The 22,704-nt window shown below is 65.6% G+C and carries 19 protein-coding genes and 2 tRNA genes; 19 read left to right on the forward strand and 2 right to left on the reverse strand.

Features of this window, described 5'->3' with window-relative positions:
* The first annotated feature begins 193 nt into the window (after positions 1 to 193).
* From GT613_RS03440 to GT613_RS03510, 15 genes are all read left to right on the forward strand, one after another.
* Positions 194 to 727 carry a peptidylprolyl isomerase gene (locus GT613_RS03440; protein WP_009304623.1) on the forward strand — a complete coding sequence of 178 codons (534 nt, stop codon included), beginning with the start codon at positions 194 to 196 and terminating at the stop codon, positions 725 to 727.
* Between the two features lie 46 nt (positions 728 to 773).
* Positions 774 to 2,132: a tetratricopeptide repeat protein gene (locus GT613_RS03445; protein ID WP_114551916.1), complete on the forward strand. Its 1,359-nt coding sequence runs from the start codon at positions 774 to 776 to the stop codon at positions 2,130 to 2,132.
* 188 nt (positions 2,133 to 2,320) lie between these two features.
* The gene (gene ndk / locus GT613_RS03450) at positions 2,321 to 2,725 is read left to right on the forward strand and encodes a nucleoside-diphosphate kinase (protein ID WP_009304621.1); all 405 of its coding nucleotides are present in this window, start codon (positions 2,321 to 2,323) and stop codon (positions 2,723 to 2,725) included.
* Positions 2,726 to 2,847: 122 nt separating this feature from the next.
* Positions 2,848 to 3,885 carry a 4Fe-4S dicluster domain-containing protein gene (locus tag GT613_RS03455; protein WP_009304620.1) on the forward strand — a complete coding sequence of 346 codons (1,038 nt, stop codon included), beginning with the start codon at positions 2,848 to 2,850 and terminating at the stop codon, positions 3,883 to 3,885.
* On the forward strand, positions 3,875 to 4,786 hold the full coding sequence (locus GT613_RS03460) for an FAD/NAD(P)-binding protein (protein WP_009304619.1): 912 nt from the start codon (positions 3,875 to 3,877) through the stop codon (positions 4,784 to 4,786). Before GT613_RS03455 ends, GT613_RS03460 begins: the two co-directional genes overlap by 11 nt.
* Before the next feature lie 16 nt (positions 4,787 to 4,802).
* Positions 4,803 to 5,588 (forward strand): NADH ubiquinone oxidoreductase, encoded by a 786-nt coding sequence (locus tag GT613_RS03465; protein WP_015760488.1) that lies wholly within the window; start codon positions 4,803 to 4,805, stop codon positions 5,586 to 5,588.
* An 11-nt stretch (positions 5,589 to 5,599) separates the two neighbouring features.
* On the forward strand, positions 5,600 to 6,892 hold the full coding sequence (locus GT613_RS03470; protein WP_015760489.1) for a Ni/Fe hydrogenase subunit alpha: 1,293 nt from the start codon (positions 5,600 to 5,602) through the stop codon (positions 6,890 to 6,892).
* Positions 6,893 to 7,108: 216 nt separating this feature from the next.
* Complete coding sequence (locus GT613_RS03475; protein ID WP_009304616.1) at positions 7,109 to 8,164, forward strand: rod shape-determining protein; 1,056 nt, start codon at positions 7,109 to 7,111, stop codon at positions 8,162 to 8,164.
* Positions 8,165 to 8,182: 18 nt separating this feature from the next.
* Complete coding sequence (gene mreC / locus GT613_RS03480) at positions 8,183 to 9,061, forward strand: rod shape-determining protein MreC (protein WP_114532322.1); 879 nt, start codon at positions 8,183 to 8,185, stop codon at positions 9,059 to 9,061.
* Positions 9,058 to 9,585, forward strand: coding sequence for a rod shape-determining protein MreD (gene mreD / locus GT613_RS03485; protein ID WP_021410129.1), 528 nt, complete (start codon positions 9,058 to 9,060; stop codon positions 9,583 to 9,585). The genes mreC and mreD overlap by 4 nt, the downstream gene beginning before the upstream one ends.
* Before the next feature lie 12 nt (positions 9,586 to 9,597).
* Positions 9,598 to 11,772, forward strand: a complete 2,175-nt coding sequence (mrdA, locus tag GT613_RS03490) for a penicillin-binding protein 2 (protein WP_021410123.1) — start codon at positions 9,598 to 9,600, stop codon at positions 11,770 to 11,772.
* A 23-nt stretch (positions 11,773 to 11,795) separates the two neighbouring features.
* Positions 11,796 to 12,989 (forward strand): FtsW/RodA/SpoVE family cell cycle protein, encoded by a 1,194-nt coding sequence (locus tag GT613_RS03495; protein WP_009608344.1) that lies wholly within the window; start codon positions 11,796 to 11,798, stop codon positions 12,987 to 12,989.
* A gap of 14 nt (positions 12,990 to 13,003) precedes the next feature.
* Positions 13,004 to 14,140, forward strand: a complete 1,137-nt coding sequence (locus GT613_RS03500) for a YcjF family protein (RefSeq protein WP_114556748.1) — start codon at positions 13,004 to 13,006, stop codon at positions 14,138 to 14,140.
* 40 nt (positions 14,141 to 14,180) lie between these two features.
* On the forward strand, positions 14,181 to 16,226 hold the full coding sequence (locus GT613_RS03505; protein WP_009608377.1) for a TIGR03960 family B12-binding radical SAM protein: 2,046 nt from the start codon (positions 14,181 to 14,183) through the stop codon (positions 16,224 to 16,226).
* A complete protein-coding gene (locus GT613_RS03510) occupies positions 16,219 to 16,866 on the forward strand; it encodes a TIGR03936 family radical SAM-associated protein (protein ID WP_009608313.1) in 648 nt (215 codons plus the stop codon). Before GT613_RS03505 ends, GT613_RS03510 begins: the two co-directional genes overlap by 8 nt.
* An 80-nt stretch (positions 16,867 to 16,946) precedes the next feature.
* On the opposite strand, the gene GT613_RS03515 is transcribed toward GT613_RS03510, so the two are convergent.
* Both GT613_RS03515 and GT613_RS03520 read right to left on the reverse strand, forming a co-directional pair.
* Positions 16,947 to 17,023: transfer RNA gene (locus GT613_RS03515), tRNA-Asp, on the reverse strand.
* Between the two features lie 113 nt (positions 17,024 to 17,136).
* Positions 17,137 to 17,213 (reverse strand) — tRNA-Asp (locus GT613_RS03520).
* 199 nt (positions 17,214 to 17,412) lie between these two features.
* Between GT613_RS03520 and GT613_RS03525 the strand changes: the two genes are divergently transcribed.
* Genes GT613_RS03525 through GT613_RS03540 form a run of 4 tightly spaced genes read left to right on the forward strand, consistent with a single transcriptional unit; the run spans position 17,413 to position 22,697 of the window.
* On the forward strand, positions 17,413 to 17,904 hold the full coding sequence (locus GT613_RS03525) for a MarR family winged helix-turn-helix transcriptional regulator (protein WP_009304608.1): 492 nt from the start codon (positions 17,413 to 17,415) through the stop codon (positions 17,902 to 17,904).
* On the forward strand, positions 17,895 to 20,057 hold the full coding sequence (locus tag GT613_RS03530) for an ABC transporter ATP-binding protein (RefSeq protein WP_009304607.1): 2,163 nt from the start codon (positions 17,895 to 17,897) through the stop codon (positions 20,055 to 20,057). Before GT613_RS03525 ends, GT613_RS03530 begins: the two co-directional genes overlap by 10 nt.
* On the forward strand, positions 20,054 to 21,925 hold the full coding sequence (locus GT613_RS03535; RefSeq protein WP_009304606.1) for an ABC transporter ATP-binding protein: 1,872 nt from the start codon (positions 20,054 to 20,056) through the stop codon (positions 21,923 to 21,925). The genes GT613_RS03530 and GT613_RS03535 overlap by 4 nt, the downstream gene beginning before the upstream one ends.
* Positions 21,926 to 21,977: 52 nt before the next feature.
* Positions 21,978 to 22,697 carry an HAD family phosphatase gene (locus tag GT613_RS03540; protein WP_009304605.1) on the forward strand — a complete coding sequence of 240 codons (720 nt, stop codon included), beginning with the start codon at positions 21,978 to 21,980 and terminating at the stop codon, positions 22,695 to 22,697.
* Positions 22,698 to 22,704: the final 7 nt, after the last annotated feature.

Raw genomic sequence — 22,704 nt, forward strand, 5'->3', positions numbered from 1 at the left:
GCCCACTTCCTTCTCTTCGCCTTGCCGATCACGCCGTTTTCTCCTTTTCTTGCAGCGTCTCAGATTGCCGTGGATGTTCTACGATTTTTCCGGTCTGGCGGACTTGACCTGCTAAACTTCACCCTTGTATGCGATACTTTCGCCCCGTTTCGCGTGGGCGCATGATAGCAAGCAAACGAAAAGGAGCCGACCCATGGCGCAGTACACTCCGGAATACCAGCCGACCGGCGACGAGGTCGCCGTCATCACCACGTCGAAGGGCACCGTCCGCGTGCAGCTGGCGGGCAAGGACGCCCCCATCCACGTGGGCAACTTCGTCGAGCTGGCGCGCAAGGGCTTCTACGACGGCCTGAAGTTCCACCGCCACGTTCCCGGCTTCGTGATCCAAGGCGGCTGCCCGAACACGCGCGACCTCACGCCCGAAGAGGTCGTCAAGAAGGCCGGCAACCCGTTCGCGGGCCTCGGCACGGGCGGCCCGGGCTATTCCATCAAGGAGGAGTTCTCCACGAACCCCAACAACAAGCACCTCGACGGCTCGCTGGCCATGGCGCGCTCCCAGGATCCCAACTCCGCCGGCTCGCAGTTCTACCTGTGCCTGGGCGCCCAGCCCATGCTGGACTCGGGCTACACGGTGTTTGGCCAGACGATCGACGGCATGGACGTCATCGGCCAGCTGCGCGTAGGCGACGTGATCGAGAGCGTCGAGATCGAGAACGCCGCCGAATAGCGATCCGAGACGCCGAGGCGATTCCGCGAAGATACGAAGGAAGCAGATGAACAACGACTTATTCCAGCAAGCCCGGGCGGCGTACGCGCGCAAGGACTTCCAAGGCGCCCTGGCTGCCTACACGCAGTGCTTGCAGGATGCGGGCAGCTCGCTTGCACCCGGCGAGGTGGGGCTGTTGTACCACCAGATCGGCAACTGCCTGGTCAAGCTCAAGAACCCGAACGAGGCCATCCACGCCTACACGCAGGCGACCGCCGATGCGGCCTACGACGCGTGCGGCGCGGTGAACTACAACCTCGGCATGGCCTACGCCTCGCTGCATGATTACGAGGACGCCGTCAAGCACTTCGAGATCGCCGTGTCCGACGCCAAGTACGATGCGTCCTACAAGGCCTACTCGGGCATGGGCAACGCGCTGTTGAAGCTGGGCAAGTCGGCCGAGGCCGGCGTGGCGTTTCGCGAGGCCGCGCTCGACGAGGCCAACCCCGATCCCACGAAGGCGCTGCTCAACCTCGGCGTGTGCTTCATGGCGCTCGACCGTCCGGCCGACGCCGTGGCCTCCTACGAGAGCGCGCTGCAGTTCGACATGCAGCCCGACACGCGCAACAAGCTGTACGCGAACCTCGGCCAGGCCTACGTGGCCAGCGGCCAGATGCAGAAGGCCGTGAACGCCTTCGACGAGTCCATCGCCGACAAGACGTACTTCCTCAGCGATTCGGCCAGCGTCGACTACCAGCGCGCAATCGCCGCGGTCGCCCAGGGCACGTCCGAGATCACCCAGGTGATGGCTCCGGTGGCGCCCGTTGCCGACATGTCGGGGCTCGACGTGGCCGCCGACGGCACGGCCGTGTACGTGGATCAGGATCCGTACGCGGCGGGCGGCCAGGAACCGTACTACTACGCCGATCCGTACGCCCAGGCCGAGACGAACCCCTACGGCGCCCCGGGCGCGGAGGATCATTTCTTCAACGCCAGCGACGAAGAGCTGGAGCAGTGGTCGAAGGGTCTCGCCAAGCAGGATCGCAAGCGCCGCAACGTGGGTCTCAAGATCCTCGTCACCATCATCCTGATCGTGCTGGTCGCTTTCGGCGCCGCCGTGTTCCTGTACACGCAGGGCTGGGGCTATCCGTCGCAGGACCAGGTGGTCGAGCAGCTGTTCTCGGATCCGAAAGCGGCCTTCGCCAGCGAGGTGACCGAGGAGAACGCCGCGTCCATGACCGAGCTCCTCTCGACGGTGGGCAGCCCTGCGATCGACGGCATGGACAAGTCCATGAGCGATTCCACCGTGTACGTGACGGCTAAGACGCCCGAAGGCGGCGACATACAGTACAAGGTATCCCTCGTGCGCAACATGATCGGGTGGAAGGTGTCGAACGTGGAGCTGTACTTCCCGAGCCAGAACTGACAAAAGCGGCATACGCCGTTTTTGTCATCCTGAGCGGAGCGACCGAAGGAAGCGAAGTCGAAGGATCCCGTGCGGCGCAAGCCGGAAGCCGTCGGTCGGCGCCATAGGGGATCCTTCGACTGCGGCGGCTTCGCCGCCTCCGCTCAGGATGACACCCTCGTATAAAGAGAGAGAAAGGGCACTACAACATGGCACAGCAGAAGACCTACACGATGATCAAGCCCGACGGCGTGCGCAACGGCCACATCGGCGAGATCGTCAACCGCTTCGAGCGCGCGGGCCTCAAGATCGAGCGCATGGAGCTGGGCATGGTGACCGACGAGCAGGCGAAGGCCAACTACGCCGAGCATGAGGGCAAGCCGTTCTACGACGGCCTCATTTCCTACATCACCAGCGGTCCGGTCGTGAAGATGGTCGTGTCCGGCGACGGCGCGGTGGCCAAGTGCCGTTCCCTTATGGGCGCCACTAATCCGGCAGAAGCTGCCCCCGGCACGATTCGCGGCGATTTCGGCCTCATCATGGACGAGAATGTCATCCATGGCTCCGATTCCCCGGAATCCGCCGAGCGCGAGATCGGCATCTTCTTCGCGTAAAGCACGTTCCGAGCGCGCCGCCGCGTACGAGCCTTTCGCTCGAGCGACGGCGCGTTTTTTGTTTTTCGGAGCTTCGCGCACCGAAGGCTGCGCGGGATACCAGACGAGAAAAGGACGTGAGCATGCTCTATCGAGTCATCGACGCTGCTGAACTTCCCTCGCTCGTGTCGGCGTTCATGGAAACCTACGAAGTGGTGGCTCCGGTCAAGCGCGACCAGGGCTACGCCTTCGAGACCATCGAATCGCCCGACGACATCGAGCTTGCCTATCCTACCACCATGGCTTCGCCGAAGAAGTACTTCCTGCCGCCCGAGGAGACGCTCATGTCCTTCGACGCGCGCACGAACAGCGTGACCGACTTCGCCGCCGAGATCACGCCGCGCGTCATCTTCGGCGCGCATGCCTGCGACATCAACGCGGTGAACCGGCTCGACCTCGTGTTCAAGGACGGCCGCTATCCCGACCCCTACTACGTCGCCCGGCGCAACGCCACGCTCATCGTGGGGATCAGCTGCATGCCCTCCGAGACGTGCTTCTGCCATTTGTGGGGCTCCGACGAGGCGCGTTTCGGCTACGACCTGTTTTTGCAGGATATCGGCGGCAAGTACCTGGTCAGCATATCCAGCGTCGAGGCGGCGAACATCCTCGAGGCGGCGTGCAACCCGCGCGTGGCCACCGACGAGGACCGTATCGAGTTCCGCCATGCCACGCGTCGGCGCCAGGAGGCGTTCAACGACGCTATCCCCGACATCCAGGACGTGGCTATGCTCATGGACGCGTTCCATAAAGACCCGTTCTGGGAGGAGCTGGGCGGGCGCTGCCTGTCGTGCACGGCGTGCTCGGCGGTGTGCCCCACGTGCTTCTGCTTCGACATCCAGGACACGTTCGATCCCTCCGGCGAGGCGGGTCGGCGCGAGCGCGTGTGGGACGCGTGCACTGCGCCGCAGTTCGCGCAGGTGGCCGGCGGCCACAACTTCCGCGGCGACGGGCGCAACCGCGTGCGGCACCGCATGTACCACAAGCTCAACGGGTTCCTCGCGAACCATGACCGCATGCTGTGCGTGGGGTGCGGTCGCTGCGTGAAGGCGTGCAAGGCGAACATCAACCCCATCGAGGTGCTCGAGTTCTTCGAGAGGAAGGGGATGCAAGATGCCCAGTAGCTGCGCGGTGTCCACCGTCCAGGTCAAACCGTTCTTCGACGAGGCGGCTCCCCTGTCGGGCGAGCAGATGATGGCGGCGAACCCGTATCGGCCTTGGCCGGCGCGCATCACGTCCATCATCGACCTCACCGAGACGGAGAAGCTGTTCGAGTTCCGCCTTATCGACGAGCGCATCCGCGATGCGTTCTCGCACGAGCCGGGCCAGTTCGTCGAGGTGTCCATCTTCGGGGTGGGCGAGGCGCCTATCTCCATATCCAGCTCGCCGTCCAAGCGCGGCTTCATCGAGCTGTGCGTGCGTCGCACCGGCCACTTCACCGAGGTGCTGCACAAGATGCAGTGCGGCGACATCGTGGGCCTGCGCGGCCCGTTCGGCCGAGGCTTCCCGTTCGAGGACATGAAGGGGCACGACATCCTGCTGGTGGCGGGCGGCCTCGGCATCGCTCCTCTGCGCTCGCTCATCAACAACATCCACGACGAGCGTTCCGAGTTCGGCAAGGTCACCATCATCTACGGTTCGAAGAACCCCTCCGAGGTGATGTTCCGCCAGCAGTTCGAGATGTGGCGCCATCGCAAGGACTTCGACCTGTACCTGACGGTGGATCATCCCGACGACACGTGGGACGGCGAGGTCGGCCTGGTCACAAAGCCTTTCGAGCATTTGGAGATCGATGCCGCCAACACGTTCGGCGCCCTGTGCGGGCCGCCGGTGATGTATAGGTTCGCCATCGACGAGATGCGGAAGAAGGGCATCAGCTACGACCATATCTACGTGAGCTTCGAGCGCCATATGAAGTGCGGCATGGGCAAGTGCGGCCACTGCCAGATCGGGCATCAGTACGTGTGCATCGACGGGCCCGTGTTCAACTATTGGGAAGCCAAGAACATCCAGGGGTCGATGTAGGATGGAGAAGCGCGACATGAACGGAAACTGCATAGCCTGCCAGGAGAAGCCGTCCGCGCCGCGCGTGGTGGTCGTGGGCCTGGCCAGCTGCTTCGGCTGCCAACTGCAGATCACGAACGCCGAGGCGCACCTGCTGGACGTGCTCGGTCAGATCGATCTGCGCTATTGGCAGCTGGCCTCGAGCGATCCCATGCCCGAGGACTTCGACGTGGCCATCATCGAGGGCGCCGTCACCACCGAGGAATCCGAAGCGACGGTGCGCAGCCTGCGCGAGAAGGCGGGCGCGATCATCGCCGTGGGCGCGTGCGCCACGACGGCCGGCATTCCCGGCATGGCCGCAGAGGGGTTCCTCGAGCGTCCTGGGCAGGTGTACGATCGGGTGCCGTCGGCCTGCGGCGACATGGTGGCGCCGCGCGCGGTGGGCGCCGTCATCGACGTGGACTTCGAGGTGCGTGCGTGCCCCATCGACAGCTACGACTTCATCGACGTGCTGCAGCGCGCGCTGTACGGCTCGAACAAGACGTATCCCTCGCGCACGATGTGCGGCGACTGCAAGCGCAACGAGACGAGCTGCTTCTTCGGAAAGGGGCAGCTGTGCCTGGGGCTCGTGACCACGGCCGGGTGCGGCGCGAAGTGCGTTAACCTGGGCCGTCCGTGCAACGGGTGCAGGGGGCTGTCGCCCGACGCGAACCTGGCGTCGGCGCGCGAGGCGGTGGCGCGCTACGGCGTGTCGGTCGCCGACTTCGACCAGGCGCTCGAGATGTTCAACCAGACGAACCCCGCCCTTGCGGGCAGCGAGTGAGGACGCATTCTATGACGAAAACAGCGATTCACGTCGATCATATCGCCCGCGTCGAGGGCCACGGCAACGTGCACGTGGTCATCGAGGACGGGGAAGTGAAAACCGTCGAGATGAACGTCGTCGAGCCGGCCCGCCTGTTCGAGAGCATGGTGCGCGGCCGCCGCTTCGAGGAGATCCCCTACATCTCTTCGCGCATCTGCGGCATCTGCTCGTCGAGCCACGTGGTGACCGACCTCAAGGCCATCGAGCGCGTGTTCGGCGTGGAGGTGACCGACCGCACGCGCGCCCTGCGCGAGCTTCTGGTGTACGGCTCCTATTTACAGAACCATGCGTCGCATCTGTTCGTGTTCGCCGCACCTGACTTCCTCGGCATGCCCAGCGTGTTCCCGCTGGCTCAGACCGATCCCGAGCTGTTCGAGCAGGCGCTGGGCCTCAAAGCGCTGGGCAACGAGCTGTGCACGAAGGTGGGAGGTCGCAGCATTCATCCCATCACCGCCGTGGTGGGGGGCTTCACGCACGAGATAGAGCCGGCCGAGTATCTGGAGCTGGCAGACAAGATGGATGCGGCGATGGACTTCGCCCTTGAGGCGGTGGATCTGTTCCGCGGCTTCGAGGTGCCCGACATCGCTACGGCCGGCGACATGCTGGCCATGGTGGAGGACGACTATTACCCGGTGGAATGCTCCGACCAGGCGTTTTTCCTGAACGCGGGCATCGTCTTCGATGCGAACGAGGTGCAGGAGCATATCGAGGAGCATGCGGTGCCGCATTCGGCGGCTCTGTTGGCGCGCGTGCGCGAGACGCAGAGCCCGTACTTCACCGGCGCGCTGGCCCGCGTCAACGCATCGTGGCAGAACCTGGGGCAGAACGCGAAGGTGGCCGCCGCGAAGGCGGGCTTGCGCCCGCCTGAGGCGAACCCGTTCATGAACAACGTGGCCCAGGCCGTGGAGATCGTGGATGCGCTCGACCGCTGCGCCGACCTGTGCCGCAAGCTTGCCGAGCCGGGCGCCATCGCCAGCTCCAGCCTGCCCGTGCCCTTCGAGGTGAAGGCGGGGCGCGCCGTGGGCTTCACCGAGGCTCCGCGCGGCGCGCTGTTCCACGACCTCACGCTGGATGCCGAGGGACGCGTGACGCATGCGTCCATTCTCACGCCTACGGCGCAGAACGTGGCGAACCTGGAAGCCGACATGCGCCTTTTGGCCGAGAAGCTGGTGGCCGACGGGGCTGCGGAAGACGTCGTGCGCCTCGAGATCGAGAAGCTCGTGCGAGCCTACGATCCCTGCCTCAGCTGCAGCGTGCACTAAACTGAGACAAAGGGACGTGTTAACGTCTCGTTCCCTTATGATGGAAAGGCTGGGATCCGTTACGGGTTCCAGCCTTTTTTTGGTCTGAGACGAGGGCGAGACAGAGGGGCGGAGAGGCGGAGGCGCGGGTGTGCCCCTCGTGGATTTTCATCATCGCGTCAACGCCTGTGCTAGAATTCGGTTTCACCTGGAATCGAGATTCAAGGGGTTTCCTGTATGTCCTTTTTAGACATGTTCTCGGGTCTGACTGGCCAGATGTCCACGGATATGGCCATCGACCTCGGAACTGCAAATACACTGGTCGCCATCCCGGGCGAGGGCATCGTTGTCAACGAGCCCTCGGTTGTCGCCATCGAGAAGGCGACCCATCGCGTGCTCGCAGTGGGCCACGAAGCCAAGAACATGATCAACCATACGCCCGAGGCGTTCTCGGCCGAGCATCCCCTGCACGACGGCGTAGTGGCCGACTACGACGTGACCGAGGCCATGATCTCGGCGTTCATCAGCAAAGCGGCGCCGCGCAAGTATCCCTGGCAGGCCAAGCCCCGCATCGTCATCTGCATCCCGTGCGGCGCAACCTCGGTGGAGAAGCGCGCGGTGTTCGAGGCTGCCGTTCAGGCCGGCGCTCGTCAGGCGTACCTCATCGAGGAGCCCATGGCCGCGGCCATGGGCGCCGACCTGCCCGTCACCGAGCCGACGGGCTCGATGGTCGTGGATATCGGCGGCGGCACCACGGAAGTGGCCGTCATCTCGCTCGGCGGCATCGTCACCTCCTCGTCGCTGCGCCTGGCCGGCAACCGCATGGACGAGGCCATCGCCATGCACCTGCGCGACCTGCTGGGCATCAAGATCGGTGAGCGAACAGCCGAGATCATCAAGATCAAGATCGGCTCCATCCTGCCGTTCGAGGACGGTCGCGAGCGCGACATGATCATCTCGGGCCAGGATGTGATCACCGAGCAGCCGAAGGAGGTCACCATCCAATCCGAGGACGTGCGCTCCGCGCTCGTGCAGCCTTGTGAGGAGATGGTCGTGCATATCAAGGAGACGTTCAAGAAAACGAACCCCGATCTCGCCTCCGACATCATTCAGAACGGCATCCTGCTGACGGGCGGCGGCGGCCTCTTGTCCGGTCTCGACCGCTATCTCACCGACAAGCTGGAGATTCCCGTGTGGACGAGCGAGACGGCGCTCACGAACGTGGTTATGGGCTGCCTCAAGGTGCTCGAGACGCCTACGGCGCTCAAGCAGACGCTCATGCGCTCGAAATAGGGTTGAGCCGGCTTATCGATGGCGCTTAATTTCCAACAGAGAAGCTCGGTGTTTCTGCGCCGAGTTCTGCTCGTCGCATTTCTCGTAGCCTCGCTTGCGCTGGTCACGTTGTACTCGCGCGAAGGCCAGGACGGCCCGCTGCACGCGGTCCAGAGCGGCGTGTCCGGCGCGGTCGCGCCTTTGAAGTTCGTCGGCGCGGCTGCAAGCGCGGGCGTGAACGATGCCGCCGAGGGTTTCGGCAACCTCACGGCCGACGAGAGCACGCTCTCGGGTCTGCGCGAGAGCAACGCCGAGCTGCGCGAGCTGCTGAGCCAGGCCGATGAGTACAAGCAGGAGGCTCAACGTCTCCAGAAACTGCTCGATCTCAAGGACCTCTACAAGATCGACGGTGTGGGAGCACGCGTCATCGGCAATCCCGACCAGGCGTGGAGCCAGGCGGTCACCATCGATAAGGGCACGGCCGACGGGGTGGAGACCGGCCTTACGGTCATGGGCACTTCCGGCGTTGTCGGCCAGGTGTACAGCGCGGGCGAGCATACCGCCGAGGTGCGCCTGCTCACCGACCCCGATTCCGGCGCCGCGGCGCGCGTGGAGTCGAGCCGTGCGGAGGGCGTCGTGCGCGGGTCTCTCGAAGGCCTGCTGTATTTGGAGAACCTCGATGCCGACGCGGTGGTCAATCCTGGCGACGTGGTGGTCACGTCGGGTCTGGGCGGCAGCTACGCGCCCGGCCTCATCATCGGCACCGTCGTGAAGGTGGATACCCGCCAGGGCGAGTCCACGAGGCGCGTGATCGTATCGCCGAACGACACGACGGGCGCCCTCGAAGAAGTGCTTGTGGTGTTCGGCGTGGGCGCCGTAGGCGAGGCCGACGGTAACGAAGGAGGCGATGCATCGTGAACCTGGGACGCGAAGGCGTCGTCATCGCCGTAGGCGCGGTCGTCGCCTTGCTGCTGCAAATCGTCGTAGCCCCCAACATCGCGCTGTTCTCGGCGCAGCCGAACTTCCTTCTGGCCTACGTGCTGGTAGTCGCTATCGCGCGCCCGCTCGACGCCGGCTCCGTGCTGCCGTTTGCGCTGGGGCTCGTCTGCGACCTTTTGGGCTCGGGCCCCGTCGGCGGCTACGCGTTCTTGTTCGTTATCGTGTCGTTCATCGCATCGCGCGCGTTCTCGGTGCTCGACAACGACACGCTGTTCATGCCGGTGACCATTTTCGTCGTCGCGACGTTCGCCGCCGAGATGCTGTACGGCGCGCTGCTCATCGGGCTGGGCCTGTCGGCAAGCCCCGTTGACGCGTTCCTGTACCGTGCGCTGCCGTGCACGCTGTACGACTGCGTCGTGGGTTTCGTGCTGTATCCGATCATCGCTCGTCTGCTTGCCAGCGGCGCTCAGGACCGCGGACCGCGCACGCCCCGGCTGCGATAGGGGGCGTTTGCCGTGATCGCCGCCATCATCGCCGCCGTCGCCACGCTGGTCGTGGCCGTCATCGTGGTATCCGTCGTGTTCGTCGTGCGCAACAACGCGAAGTCGTCGAACGTGAGCGTGAAGAAGGACGTTCGCTCAATCAGCTCGGTGGGCGTGAAATCGAGCCTCGGAAACGCGGGCGGTCGCGTCAACGGATCCATGCAGGCGCACCCGGGCTCGGCGCAGCGTCCGGCGTCCAACCCGGCCGACAACCTCAAGTCGCGGTTCGTCGCCATGGGCGTGCTGGCGGCGGGCATCTTCGGCACGCTGACGGCGAAGCTGTGGACTATGCAGGTGCTGTCGTCCGAGGCGTATCGCAGCAAAGCGGACGACAACCAGTACGCCACCGTCTCCACGCCCGCGCCGCGCGGCTACATCTGCGACGTCAACGGCGTTCCGCTCGTGAAGAACCGCGTGTCGCTGACCGTGGTGGCCGATGCGGAGGTGGCCAACGACCGCGACGTGGTGCAGCGCCTGTCCGCGGTGCTCGGCGTGCCGTACAACGTGGTGCGCCAGCGCATCCAGGATGCGACGGCCGGCGCGCAGAGCCAGCGCGTCGTGGCAAGCGACGTGCGGCTTCGCGACGTCGCCTTCATCACCGAGCACTCCGACGCGTTCCCTAAGGTCAAGATCGAGGAGCGATACGTGCGCGACTACCCCTACGGCGCGCTCGCCGCCCACGTGGTAGGGTACACGGGCCCCGTCACCGAAGAGGGTCTGAAAACCGTCGGCGAAGGCCGCGAGGTGGAGCTGGGCGACGACATGGGCGCGTCGGGCATCGAGCTGCAGTACGATCATCTGCTGGCGGGCGAACACGGCAAGCGCAAGGTGGTCGCCAATGCCGACGGCAACGTGGTGCGCGTGGTGAGCGAGACGCAGCCAACCAAGGGCTCGGACGTGCACCTCGCCATCAAGGGGCCGGTTCAGTACGTGGCCGACCGCGAGCTGGCCGCGCTCATCGCCCCTGAGAACGGGACTATCGGCACGGGCAGCGGCGTGGCGGGCTCGGTGGTGGTCATGGACCTTCGCGACGGAGGCATCGTGGCCATGGCGAACTACCCTCTGTTCGACCCGGTCGAATTCATCGGCGCCGTGTCGAGCGACGTGTACGACGTGTACAATTCCAAGGAAGCTCAGAAGCCCCTGCTCAACCGTGCGATCTCGGGCACGTATCCCGCCGCCTCGACGTACAAGACGTTCACGGGCCTCGCGGCGCTGGCCAACGGCTTCGCCGACATGAAGCGCACGTGGACGTGCAACGGCTCGTGGGACGGCTGGGGCACGGGCCAGGAGCAGATGTGCTGGAAGCACTCGGGCCACGGCACGCTCGATCTCCGCGGCGGCATCGTGCAGTCGTGCGACGTCGTGTTCTACCAGATCGCCCATGACTTCTTCGAGGCGGCTCGGGACGGTCAGGTCAGCCAGACCGCCCTTCAGGACTACCTCGCGAAGTTCCACTTCGACCGCTACACCGGCATCGATCTCGGTGGCGAATCGGTGGGCGTCATTCCCACGCCGGAATGGAAACTGGAGCATTTCCGCAACACGCCCGAAGAGGCGGTGTGGAAGGGCGGCGACATGACGAACATGATCATCGGCCAGGGTTACGTTCTCGTCACGCCCTTGCAGGTGGCCGTCGCCTACGGCGCCGTCGCCACCGGCAAGCTGCTGAAGCCCCACTTGCTCAAGGAGGTTCGCAACGCCAGCGGCGACGTGGCCGCCTCGGTCAAGGTGGAGACCGCGGGGGAGCTGGACGTTCCCGAAGCCGACCTCGCGTTCATGCGCGACGCCCTCAACGGCGTGGCGACCGACAACGCCGACGTGTCGAAGCTGCTCAACGAGCAGGGCATCGATCCCGCTACGGTGGCGTGCAAGACGGGTACCGCCGAGTACACCAACATGGCCGACACCGCATGGTTCGCCTGCTACGCGCCGGTGGACGATCCGCAGTACGTGGTGGCCTGCGTGGTCGAGCACGGCGGCGGCGGTTCGGCCGTGGCGGCCCCGCTGGGCGCGAAGGTTCTGGCGGCTGCGCTTGCCAGCGAGTCCGCGGAGGATCCGGGCGCCGGCATGGGCGTGATCGCCGGAGCCACCGGCAAGGTCCTCGAAGGCGCGGGCGCCGCGACGTCCGGCGGCCGTACCGACTAGACGAGGCGAGGAAAGGAGGCGTTATGCCGCAGCTACCGCAGATCGATTCAGTGAAAGCGCCCGACAAGATCGTGGCGCAGGCCACGCGCGCGCGACGCTTCCCGTGGCTCAACATCCCGTTCATCCTCGTGGTGGCGCTGCTGGTGTCGTACGGGCTCGTCGTCGTGATGTCGGCCGTGGCCAACGACCGCGACTACTCGTTCACGAACCAGCTGGCGGGCGTCGCGTTGGGAATCGTGTTCATGGTGCTGGTCTGGAGGTTCGACTACCGCCGCCTGTCGGACTTCACCATGCTGTTCCTCATCGTCAACGTGGCGCTCATCCTCTCGCCCCACATACCGGGGCTGGGAACCGACGCGGGCATGGGCGCGCAGTCGTGGCTCAAGCTGGGCATACAGGTCCAGCCGGGCGAGTTCGCCAAGATCACGGTCATCCTGCTGGACGCCAGCATCATGGCGCGCTACGGCGGCAGGCTGGACGACCCGCGCGAGTACGTCAAGGCGCTCGGCCTCATGCTGGTGCCGTTCGCCTGCATCATGACGCAGCCCGACCTGGGCACGGGCCTGGTGTACCTATGCATCGGCGCGGTCGCCCTCGTGGTAGGCGGTGCGCGTCCGAAGTACCTGCTGATCACCCTCGCGGCCTTCGTTGCGGCCGTCATCGCCGTGTTCGTCGTGGACCAGATCATCTACAACTCCACCGGCGAGTACAAGCTGCTCAAGCAATATCAGCGCAACCGCCTGCTCGTGTTCCTCGATCCCGACATCGACCCCACGGGCGAGAGCTACAACCTCAAGCAGGCTCAGATCGCCATCGGGTCGGGCGGCCTGTTCGGCAAAGGCCTGTTCCAGGGAACGCAGCATACGCTGGGCATCCTGCCCGAGGCTCCCACTGACTTCATCTTCTGCGTGCTGGCCGAGGAACTGGGGTTTTTAGGTGTAATGGCGCTGCTGGCCTTGTATGCCGGCCTGGTTTTGATAAGCTTTCGCATTGCCGTCGCTTCGTGCGATCTGTTCGGCATGACCATCGTCATGTGCGTCGTCGGCATGTGGTTGTTCCAGATTCTTGAAAACATCGGCATGGATTGCGGGCTCATGCCCATCACGGGCATCCCCCTGCCGTTCGTGAGCTACGGAGCGACGGGCATGGTGATGAACTTCATCATGCTCGGCATGATCGGCTCGGTATGGACTCACAACATCCAGAAGCAACGCTAGGAAAAGGGGCGGTTATGCAGCTACCCGTTGACATCAAAGCGGTTATCGACGAAGCCACCAATATCGACGAGGCGCGTCGCACGACGCTGTCGGTGAGCGTCTACCTCGACGACAGCGCGCCGGGCGACGTGCAGGCGCACGTGCGCCAAGCGTTCGCCAGCGCGTCGCCGCACGCCCGCGTGTCGCTCATGTACCTCGACGGCCGCCCGTTCACGCCGTTCTCGGGCGACGACATGGCCGTCATCGTGGCGGGTTTGAACGAGCAGGTGGGGGAGTACGCGGCGCAGGTTCGCGCGGCGGGCGTCCCCGTGATGGTGGTCACCACGCTGCCCGCTCTCGTGGCCGACATCGCGAAGGCGCAGGGCGCGCCCATCCCGCAGGGCGACCTCGTCTTCCCCAAGCCCCCCAAGGCCGAGCCGGCTGTGCTGCCGGTGCCCGATGCCGCTGCGGGCGGCGCCGAGGCCGTGCAGGCTCTGGGCGCCGGTTCGCCGAACGAGCCGTACGCTCTCGACGGCGCCGCCGTCGGCTCGCTCAGCGAGCGCATGGGCGGCTGGGTGATCGCCGCGTGCAACGACAAGCGCCTCGCGTTCGCGCTGGCGTTCCCGTTCGTGCGCAAGCCCCTGTCGCTGGAAGCCGTGAACTCCACGGCGCTGCAGAACGCGGGCGTGGGCCTGCTGGTCATCATTCCGGGCGCCGACATGCCGGTCATGACGCTCAACCAAGCGAAGATGCTGCTCATGATTGCCGCCGCGTACGGAGAAGAGCTCAACATGGAGCGCGTGAAGGAGCTTGCGGCCCTCGTAGGCGGCGCGTTCGCCTGCCGCGCGGTGGCGCGCCAGCTGGTGGCGTTCGTACCCGCGCTCGGCTGGGCCGTGAAAGCCGCCATCGGCTACACGGGCACCGTCGCCATGGGGCGCGCGGCCATCGAGTACTACGAGGACGGAGCCACGCTGGGCAAGCTCACCGACGCCGTGGCCGCGGCGCGCGACAAGGTGGTGCAGGCCGCCGCGAAGCGCGCTGCGCAGAAGGCGCAGGCGACCGGGGCGAAGGCCATGGACGCCGTGCGCGACCGCGCCGGGCGCGCGGCACAGGCGGCCGGCGGGGTGCGCGATGCCGCCCTCACGCGCTTCGCTTCCGGCAAAGTCCGCTGATTCTCCCGCTAAAGCAAACCGAAGAAGGGAAACGAGTTTGATGACGGATCTCTGGCCGCGTCTGGAGCCGCTGCTCGCCGCTGCGGAGCGCCCCGCGCGCTACCTCAACCACGAGTTCGGCTGCGTGTACAAGCCCGAAGCGGACTTCCGCTTCTGCATGGTGTATCCCGATACCTACGAGCTGGGGCAGGCGAACCAGGCGCTGCGCATCCTCGTGAACGTGGTGAACGCCGTCGACGGGATGGCCGCCGAGCGCGCGTTTCTTCCTGCGCCCGCCATGTGCGACACGCTGCGCGCCGAGGGCATCCCGCTGTTCAGCATAGAGAGCTGCGCGCCGCTCGCCGAGTTCGACGCCGTGGGCATCACATTGCCGCACGAGCTGGCGGCTACGAACGTGCTTGAGACGCTCGATTTGGCAGGCATCCCGCTGCATGCAGACGAGCGCGCCGAAAGCGACCCGCTCGTGGTGGGGGGCGGCCCCTGCGCCTACAACCCCGAGCCCTACGCGCCGTTCTTCGACGCGTTCAGCATCGGCGAAGGGGAGGAGGCCTTGCCGCGCGGCCTGGCCGTCGTCCGCCGCCTGCGCGCCGAGGGCGCTGCGCGCGCCGACATCCTGCGCGCGCTGGCCGACGAGCCGGGCTGGTACGTGCCGTCGCTGTACCGCTGGCGTGCCGAGGACGAGGCGCAGGAAGCGGGCTCGTGGATCGAGCCTTTGGAAGAGGGCCTGCCTCTGCGCATCGAGAAGAGCCTGTTCGAGGGCTTCGCGGAAAGCCCTGGCTGGGAGCCGTGCATCGTGCCGTTCACCGAGGTGGTGCACGATCGGCTGAACGTCGAGATCCTGCGCGGGTGCGCCCGCGGCTGCCGCTTCTGCCAGGCGGGCATGATGTACCGCCCCGTGCGCGAGCGCTCGGCCGACAACGTGGTGGAATCGGTGGTGCAAGGCCTGGCCGAGACGGGCTACGACGAGGTCAGCCTCACGTCGCTGTCGTCCACCGACCACTCGCAGATCGCCTCTATCCTCACGCGCATCAACCGCGCCTGCGACGGGAAGGGCGTGCGCATCTCGGTGCCTTCGCAGCGCCTCGACTCGTTCGGCGTGGACATGGCCGAGCTGGTGGCCGGCCAGAAGAAGGGCGGCCTCACGTTCGCGCCCGAGGCGGGCACGCAGCGCCTGCGCGACGTCATCAACAAGAACGTCACCGAAGACGACCTGTTCGGCGCGTTGGACGCCGCGTTCAAGGCGGGGTGGCGCCGCTGCAAGCTGTACTTCATGATAGGCCTTCCCACCGAGACCGACGACGACATCAAGGGCATCGCGAGCCTCGCGCAGCGAGCCTACGACCGCATGAAGGCCGCCACGCCTCCCGAGCAGCGCGGATCCTTGCGCATGAGCGTGTCGTGCGCGCTGTTCGTGCCGAAGGCGCAGACGCCGTTCCAGTGGGACGGGCAGATCCCGCCCGAGGAGGCGCTGCGGCGCGTGCAGCTGCTGCGCAACTCGGTGAAGTACCGCGCCGTGGACGTGCACTGGCATGATCCGGCCACCAGCTTCGTGGAGGCCGTGATGAGCCGCGCGGGGCGCGAAGCCGCCGCGTGGGTGGAGACCGCCTGGCGCCGAGGCGCGCGCTTCGACGCGTGGACCGAGTGCTTCGCAGAGGCCGCTTGGCGCGAGGCGGCGGACGAGGTGGGCATCGACCCGGCCGCCATCGCGCAGACGGCGTATCCCACGACCCGCGTCATGCCGTGGGAGCATATTTCCACCGGCGTGTCGACGCGGTGGCTGGCGCGCGAGCGCCGCTTGGCCGACGAGGGCCGCACGACGCCCGACTGCACGTTCGAGAACTGCTCGGCCTGCGGCGCGTGCCCGACGCTCGGGGTGGACAACGAGCTGGCCCAGCCCCGCGTGGCGTCCGGCTCGAACGCGGTCGAGCCCTCGTGCCGTCATGGACGAAGCGGCGAAGCCGAGCTCCTTCGCCATCCCGGGCAAAGCGGCGAAGCCGACGCCTCCTCCGTCATCCTGGGAGAGCGAAGCGAGACGAAGGATCCCGCGCGGCGCGAAGGCGCCGGAAAGGAGGCGACCCATGCCTGATCCGAACCTGTTCCGTCTGCGCATGACGTTCTGCAAGCAGGGACGCCTGGCGATGCTGTCTCATCTCGAAGTGGCGCGCGCTCTCGAGCGCGCGGTGCGCCGCGCAGGCCTGCCGTTCGCAGTGAGCCAGGGCTTCTCGCCCCATATGAAGATCGCGTTCGGCGCGGCGTTGCCCGTGGGTGTGGGCGGCACGCACGAGCTGGCAGACCTGCAGATGACGCGCTACGTGCCTGTCGACGAGGCGCTTGAGGCTCTGCAGCGCGCAAGCGTGCCCGACCTGATGGTGAAGGCGTGCGACTACATCGAGCCGCACGCGCCGGCCGCATCGGCGGCGTACCCTATCGCCGTCTACCGCGCGCTGCTGTCGCACCCTCCCGCAACCTTTCCGGTGCCAGACGAAGTTACGGTGGTGCGCAAGAAGAAGGAGAAGGTGCTGTGCACGGCCGATTTCCTCGTGGGGGAGCTGGAGCTGTCCGGCGCCGTGGCCACGTTCTCGCTGGAATCGAAGCCGACGGGCTCGCTACGTCCCGACGTGCTGCTGCGCGCGTGCTGCGAAGCAGCCGATGCCGTAGCCCCCGAAGCCTCCGCGCCGTTGCGCGTGCTGTCGGTCATGCGCACCGAACAGCGCGCCGCTCGCTGACGGGGAGGGGTCGCATCTTCCGCGCCCGCTTCGAGCAAGAAAAAAAAAGCCCGCCGATCGGCGGGCTTTCTGTATTCAGATGGCGGGATGTACGAGACTCGAACTCGCGACCTCCGACGTGACAGGCCGGCGCTCTAACCAACTGAGCTAACACCCCGTGCTTTGCAGCGAAAGCTATTCTACCGGAAGAACCTTCGCTGCGCAATCATTATTATGACGAATTTCCCCGATACGAAAAGAACCCGCCGAAGCGGGTTCTTAGCATTCAGATGGCGGGATGTACGAGACTCGAACTCGCGACCTCCGACGTGACAGGCCGGCGCTCTAACCAACTGAGCTAACACCCCGTGCTTTGCAGCGCGGAATATATTACCGGGTGTCGCCGATTCGCGCAATACCCCAATTTGAAAAAGTTTGGGAAAGCGTGCGCCGGGTTCGCATGCAGGTTCTGTGATGAGGGAAACATTTTGGTGTGAAATTTCACAGTAGTGATAAAGTTTAGCGACTAAATTGTATACGACAGGAATCGAAGGCAAGGAAGATGAGATGACGGATTCGTTCAATGAGACGAAACGCGAGCTGTACGAGCTTATGCAGCGCTCACGGCGCGAGCGGTTCACGCCGCCAACGCCCGAAGGCGTGACGCCGTCCGAGGCGCGCACGATGATGACGGTCAGCGCTCTTCAGCATACGTGCGAGGACGTCAGGCCGGGTCGCGTCGCGGAGCTGACGCACACGACGCCGAGCGCGTTGTCCCAGACGTTCAAGACCCTCGAGGAGAAGGGCCTCATCGAGCGGCACCGCGCAAGCGGCGATTACCGCGCCGTGTCGGTAAGCCTCACCGAAGAGGGCGAGCGCTTCGCTGCCGAGGGCAGACGTTTGCGCGACGAGCACATGGACGCGGTCATGGAGCACGTGGGTATCGAGGACATGCGGCATCTCGTTCGCATCCTGCGCAAAGTGGTCGAGTTCCACGAGCTGGATCCTGAGGCGACGTGCAAGAGCCGCGCGGAAGGAGATGAGGCGCCGTGCGCATAATTCGCTATCTGAAGAACTGCAAGGTGGCCGTGCTGCTCATCGTGTGCCTGCTCGTCGTGCAGGCGTTCACCGACCTGGCGCTGCCGCACTACACGTCCGATATCGTCGATGTGGGCATCCAGCAGTCCGGCGTGGAGCATGCGGCCACCGACGAGATGACGGCCAAGACCCATGACGAGATCGCTATGATGCTTCCGGTCGACGACGAGCAGACGTTCCGCGACGCTTACACCGAGACGGACGACGGCACGTACAAGCTCAACGACCAGGGCAAGAAGGAGCAGGAGGAGCTCGACCGCATGGTGGCCCTGCCGCTGGTTGCCATCCATTATTCCAGCCAGATCCCCGACCTCGACCTCGACCAGGTGATGCAGGCCTACGAGGCCGGCGCTATCGACAAGCAGAAGATCCTCGATATGCTGGACGAGGCCAAGCAGCATATGGGGGACATGGGCGACTCCATCGTCGACCAGCAGGCCATCGCCGCCGCCAAGGCTGAGTACGAGTCGCTCGGCTACAATCTGTCCGACATGCAGATGGGCTACCTCGTGCGCATCGGCCTTCTGATGTTGGGGCTTGCCGCCCTCGGCATGGTCGCCGCCGTGCTCGTGGGCTTCATCGCCTCGCGCACGGCCGCGAAGGTGGGCGCCACGCTGCGCTCGAAGCTGTTCCGCCGCGTGGTGTCGTTCTCGGACGCCGAGGTGCAAAGTTTCTCGGCCGCCTCGCTCATCACGCGCGGCACGAACGACATCCAGCTGGTGCAGATGGTCACCGTCATGCTGCTGCGCATGGTGCTGTACGCGCCCATCCTCGCCATCGGCGGCATCATCATGGTTTCGCGCACGAACCTCGCCATGAGCTGGATCATCATCTTGGCCGTGGCGGTCATCTTCGTGCTCATCATGGTGCTGATGCGCGTGGCGCTGCCCAAGTTCCAGATCATGCAGACCCTCATCGACCGCGTGAACCTCGTGTCGCGCGAGATCCTCACGGGCCTGCCCGTCATCCGCGCGTTCGACCGCCAGCCTTACGAGGAGAAGCGCTTCGACGAGGCTTCCACCAAGCTCATGAAGACGCAGCTGTTCACGAACCGCGTCATGACGTTCATGATGCCCCTGATGATGCTCATCATGAACGGCGTGTCGGTGCTCATCGTATGGGTGGGCGGCGGCTACATCGACAACGGCACCATCCAGACGGGCGACCTCATCGCGTTCATCACCTACGCGATGGTCATCATCATGAGCTTCCTCATGATCGGCATGATCTCCATCATGCTGCCGCGCGCCGACGTGGCGGCCCAGCGCGTGAACGAGGTGCTGGAAACAAAGCCCACCATCTGCGACCCGGCCGCCGACAAGGCCCGCGACGCCGAGCTGCGCCGCTCGGGCGAGGGCGCGACCATCGCCTTCAACGACGTCAGCTTCCGCTACGGCGATTCGAAGGAATGCGTGCTCGAGCACATCGACTTCACGGCCGAGCCCGGCAAGACCACGGCGCTCATCGGCTCCACCGGATCGGGCAAGTCGACGGTCATCAAGCTCATCGAGCGCTTCTACGACGTGACGGAGGGCTCGGTCACCATCGACGGCGTGGATGTGCGCGACGTCACGCAGCAGGCGCTGCGCGAGCAGCTGGGCTACGTGCCGCAGAAGGCGTTTCTGTTCTCAGGCACCATCGAGTCGAACGTGGCCTACGCGGACGAGGGGATGCCCGTCGACCGCATCAGGGAGGCCGTCGACATCGCCCAGGCGTCGGAATTCGTCGCCTCGAAGGAGGAAGGCCTGGGCACGCGCGTGTCGCAAGGCGGCTCGAACGTGTCGGGCGGCCAGCGCCAGCGCCTGGCCATCGCCCGTGCGCTGGCCACCGAGGCGCGCGCCTACCTGTTCGACGACAGCTTCTCGGCGCTCGACTACAAGACCGACGCCGCGCTGCGCCAGGAGCTGCACACGCGCCTGGGCGGCAAGACCGTGGTCATCGTGGCGCAGCGCATCTCGACGGTGCTGCATGCCGACCGCATCGTGGTGCTGGACGACGGCCGCATCGTGGGCCAGGGCACGCACGAGGAGCTGATGGAAACCTGCGAGGAGTATCGGGAGATCGCGATGTCCCAGCTGTCGGAAGCCGAGCTGAACGGAGGTGATGCGGCATGAGCGCGCAGGAGAACGCCCAGGCGCAGGAACCTCGCCGCGGACCCATGGGCCACGGTCCCGGCGGGCGCATGATGCCCGGCGAGAAGCCGAAGAACCTCAAGGGAACGCTTGCCAAGCTGATCGCCTTCATGGGTCGCTTCAAGGCGGCCATCGTGGTGGTGCTCGTATTCGCCGTGGGCTCCACCATCTTCAACATCGTGGGGCCGAAGGTGCTGTCCACGGCCACTACCGAGCTGTTCAACGGCATCGTGGCGAAGATCGACGGCTCGGGCGGCATCGACTTCGACGCGATCGCGCGGATCCTCGTGTTCACGCTGGGCCTGTACCTGCTGTCCGCGGCATGCTCGTTCGTGCAGGGCTGGATCATGAGCTCGGTTTCGCAGCGCACGTGCTACCAGCTGCGCGGCGCCATCGCCGACAAGATCGACCGCATGCCCATGGGCTACTTCGAGCGCACGAGCGTGGGCGACACCCTGTCGCGCATCACGAACGACGTGGACACGCTGGGCCAGAGCCTGAACCAGGGCGTCACCCAGCTCATCACGTCGGTGACCACCATCGTCGGCGTGCTCATCATGATGCTGTCCATCAACCCGCTCATGACGCTGATCACCGTGGTCATTCTTCCGGTTTCCATCGTGCTCATCATGGTGGTGGTGAAGCGCTCGCAGAAGTACTTCGTGGCGCAGCAGCGCACGCTCGGCAAGATCAACGGCATCGTGGAGGAGACGTTCTCGGGTCACGCCATCGTGAAGGCGTTCAACCGCGAGGACGGCACGGTCGACCGTTTCAACGAGACGAACGCGAAGCTGTACGGGTCGGCGTGGAAGTCGCAGTTCTTCAGCGGCCTCATGCAGCCTATCATGACGTTCGTCGGCAACCTGGGCTACGTGGCCGTCGCCATCGCCGGCAGCTTCCTGGCCGTGCAGGGCATCATCACGGTGGGCGACATCCAGGCGTTCATCCAGTACGTGAAGAACTTCACGCAGCCCATCACCCAGCTCACGCAGGTGTCCAACGTGCTGCAGCAGATGGCCGCGGCCGCCGAGCGCATCTTCGAGTTCCTCGACGCGCCCGAGGAGGAGCCCGACCATGCGACCGCCCGTACCGCCGACGTGGAGTGCAACGTGCAGTTCGACCACGTGCGCTTCGGCTACGATCCGGAGAAGCCGGTGATCAAGGACTTCTCGGCCCAGGTGTCGGAAGGCCAGACCGTCGCGCTGGTCGGTCCCACGGGCGCCGGCAAGACCACCATGGTCAAGCTGCTCATGCGCTTCTACGACGTGCAGTCGGGCTGCATCAAGATCGGCGGCACGGACATCCGCGATTTCGCGCGCGACGATCTGCGCAGCCTGTTCGGCATGGTGCTGCAGGACACGTGGCTGTTCCACGGCACCATCCGCGACAACATCCGCTACGGCAAGCTGGACGCCACCGACGAGGAGGTGGAGGCGGCGGCGAAGGCGGCCTACGTCAACCACTTCATCCAGACGCTGCCGCAGGGCTACGACACCGAGATCAACGAGGACGCCAGCAACATCAGCCAGGGCCAGCGCCAGCTGCTGACCATCGCGCGCGCCATCCTGGCCGACCGCCGCATGCTCATCCTCGACGAGGCCACCAGCTCGGTGGACACGCGCACCGAGGAGCGTATCCAGAAGGCTATGGACAACCTCATGGCCGGGCGCACCTCGTTCGTCATCGCGCATCGCCTGTCCACCATCAAGAGCGCGGATCTCATCCTCGTCATCCGCGACGGCGACATCGTGGAGCAGGGCACGCACGAGGAACTGCTGGCGCTTGGCGGTTTCTACGCGGAGTTGTATAATTCTCAGTTCACCGAGACGATTGACGAGGTGGAGGACTAGCGCATACGGGCGCGTCTTCGCCCCCTCGCTCAGGGAATGGGAACAGCGACGTATGCCCGCAACGGGAACTGAGAGCGCATCAGCGCAGATGCAAGGCGCGCCTGAAAGCAAGGCGCGCCTTGCCGTGTTCGACTTCGACGGCACCAGCATCGCGGGCAACTCGCCCGTGCTGCTGGTCAGCCACCTTCTGAGTCGCAAGATGCTGAAGAAGCGAGTCGTCTTCCGCATCCTTCTGTGGGCGGCCGCCTACAAGCTGCGCCTGCCGCAGAACGAGGCGGCTGTGCGCGGTCTCGTGTTCACGGCGTTCGAGGGCAAGCCCGCCGCCGAGGTGGACGCCTTCCTCGCCGAGTTCTACGACGAGCGCATCGCGCCGCTGTTCAGGCCCGAGGCGGATGCCGCCATGCGCGCCCACGCCGAGGCGGGGGACACCGTGGTGGTCATCTCGGCCACGTTCGAGCCTATCATCCTGCGCGCCATGGAGCACCATCCGTTCGACAACCAGATATCCACGCGCATGAGCGTGGCCACCGACGGCACCTACACCCGCGCGGTGGAGGGTCTGCCGGTGGAGGGGGAGGAGAAGCTGGCCGCCGTGCGCCGCTTCGGCGACAGCCGTTTCGGGCCGGGCAACTGGGAGCTCGCCTACGCGTACGGCGACCATCATTCCGACCGCGCCGTGCTGTCGGCCGCGGAGCATCCTCGCGCCGTGTCGCCCGATCGGCCGCTCGCCCGCACCGCGCGCGAAAAGGGCTGGGAGATCCTCGACTGGTAGAGCCTTG

It is taken from the genome of Eggerthella sp. BIOML-A4, from assembly GCF_009875575.1.
GTDB classification, from domain to species: domain Bacteria; phylum Actinomycetota; class Coriobacteriia; order Coriobacteriales; family Eggerthellaceae; genus Eggerthella; species Eggerthella lenta.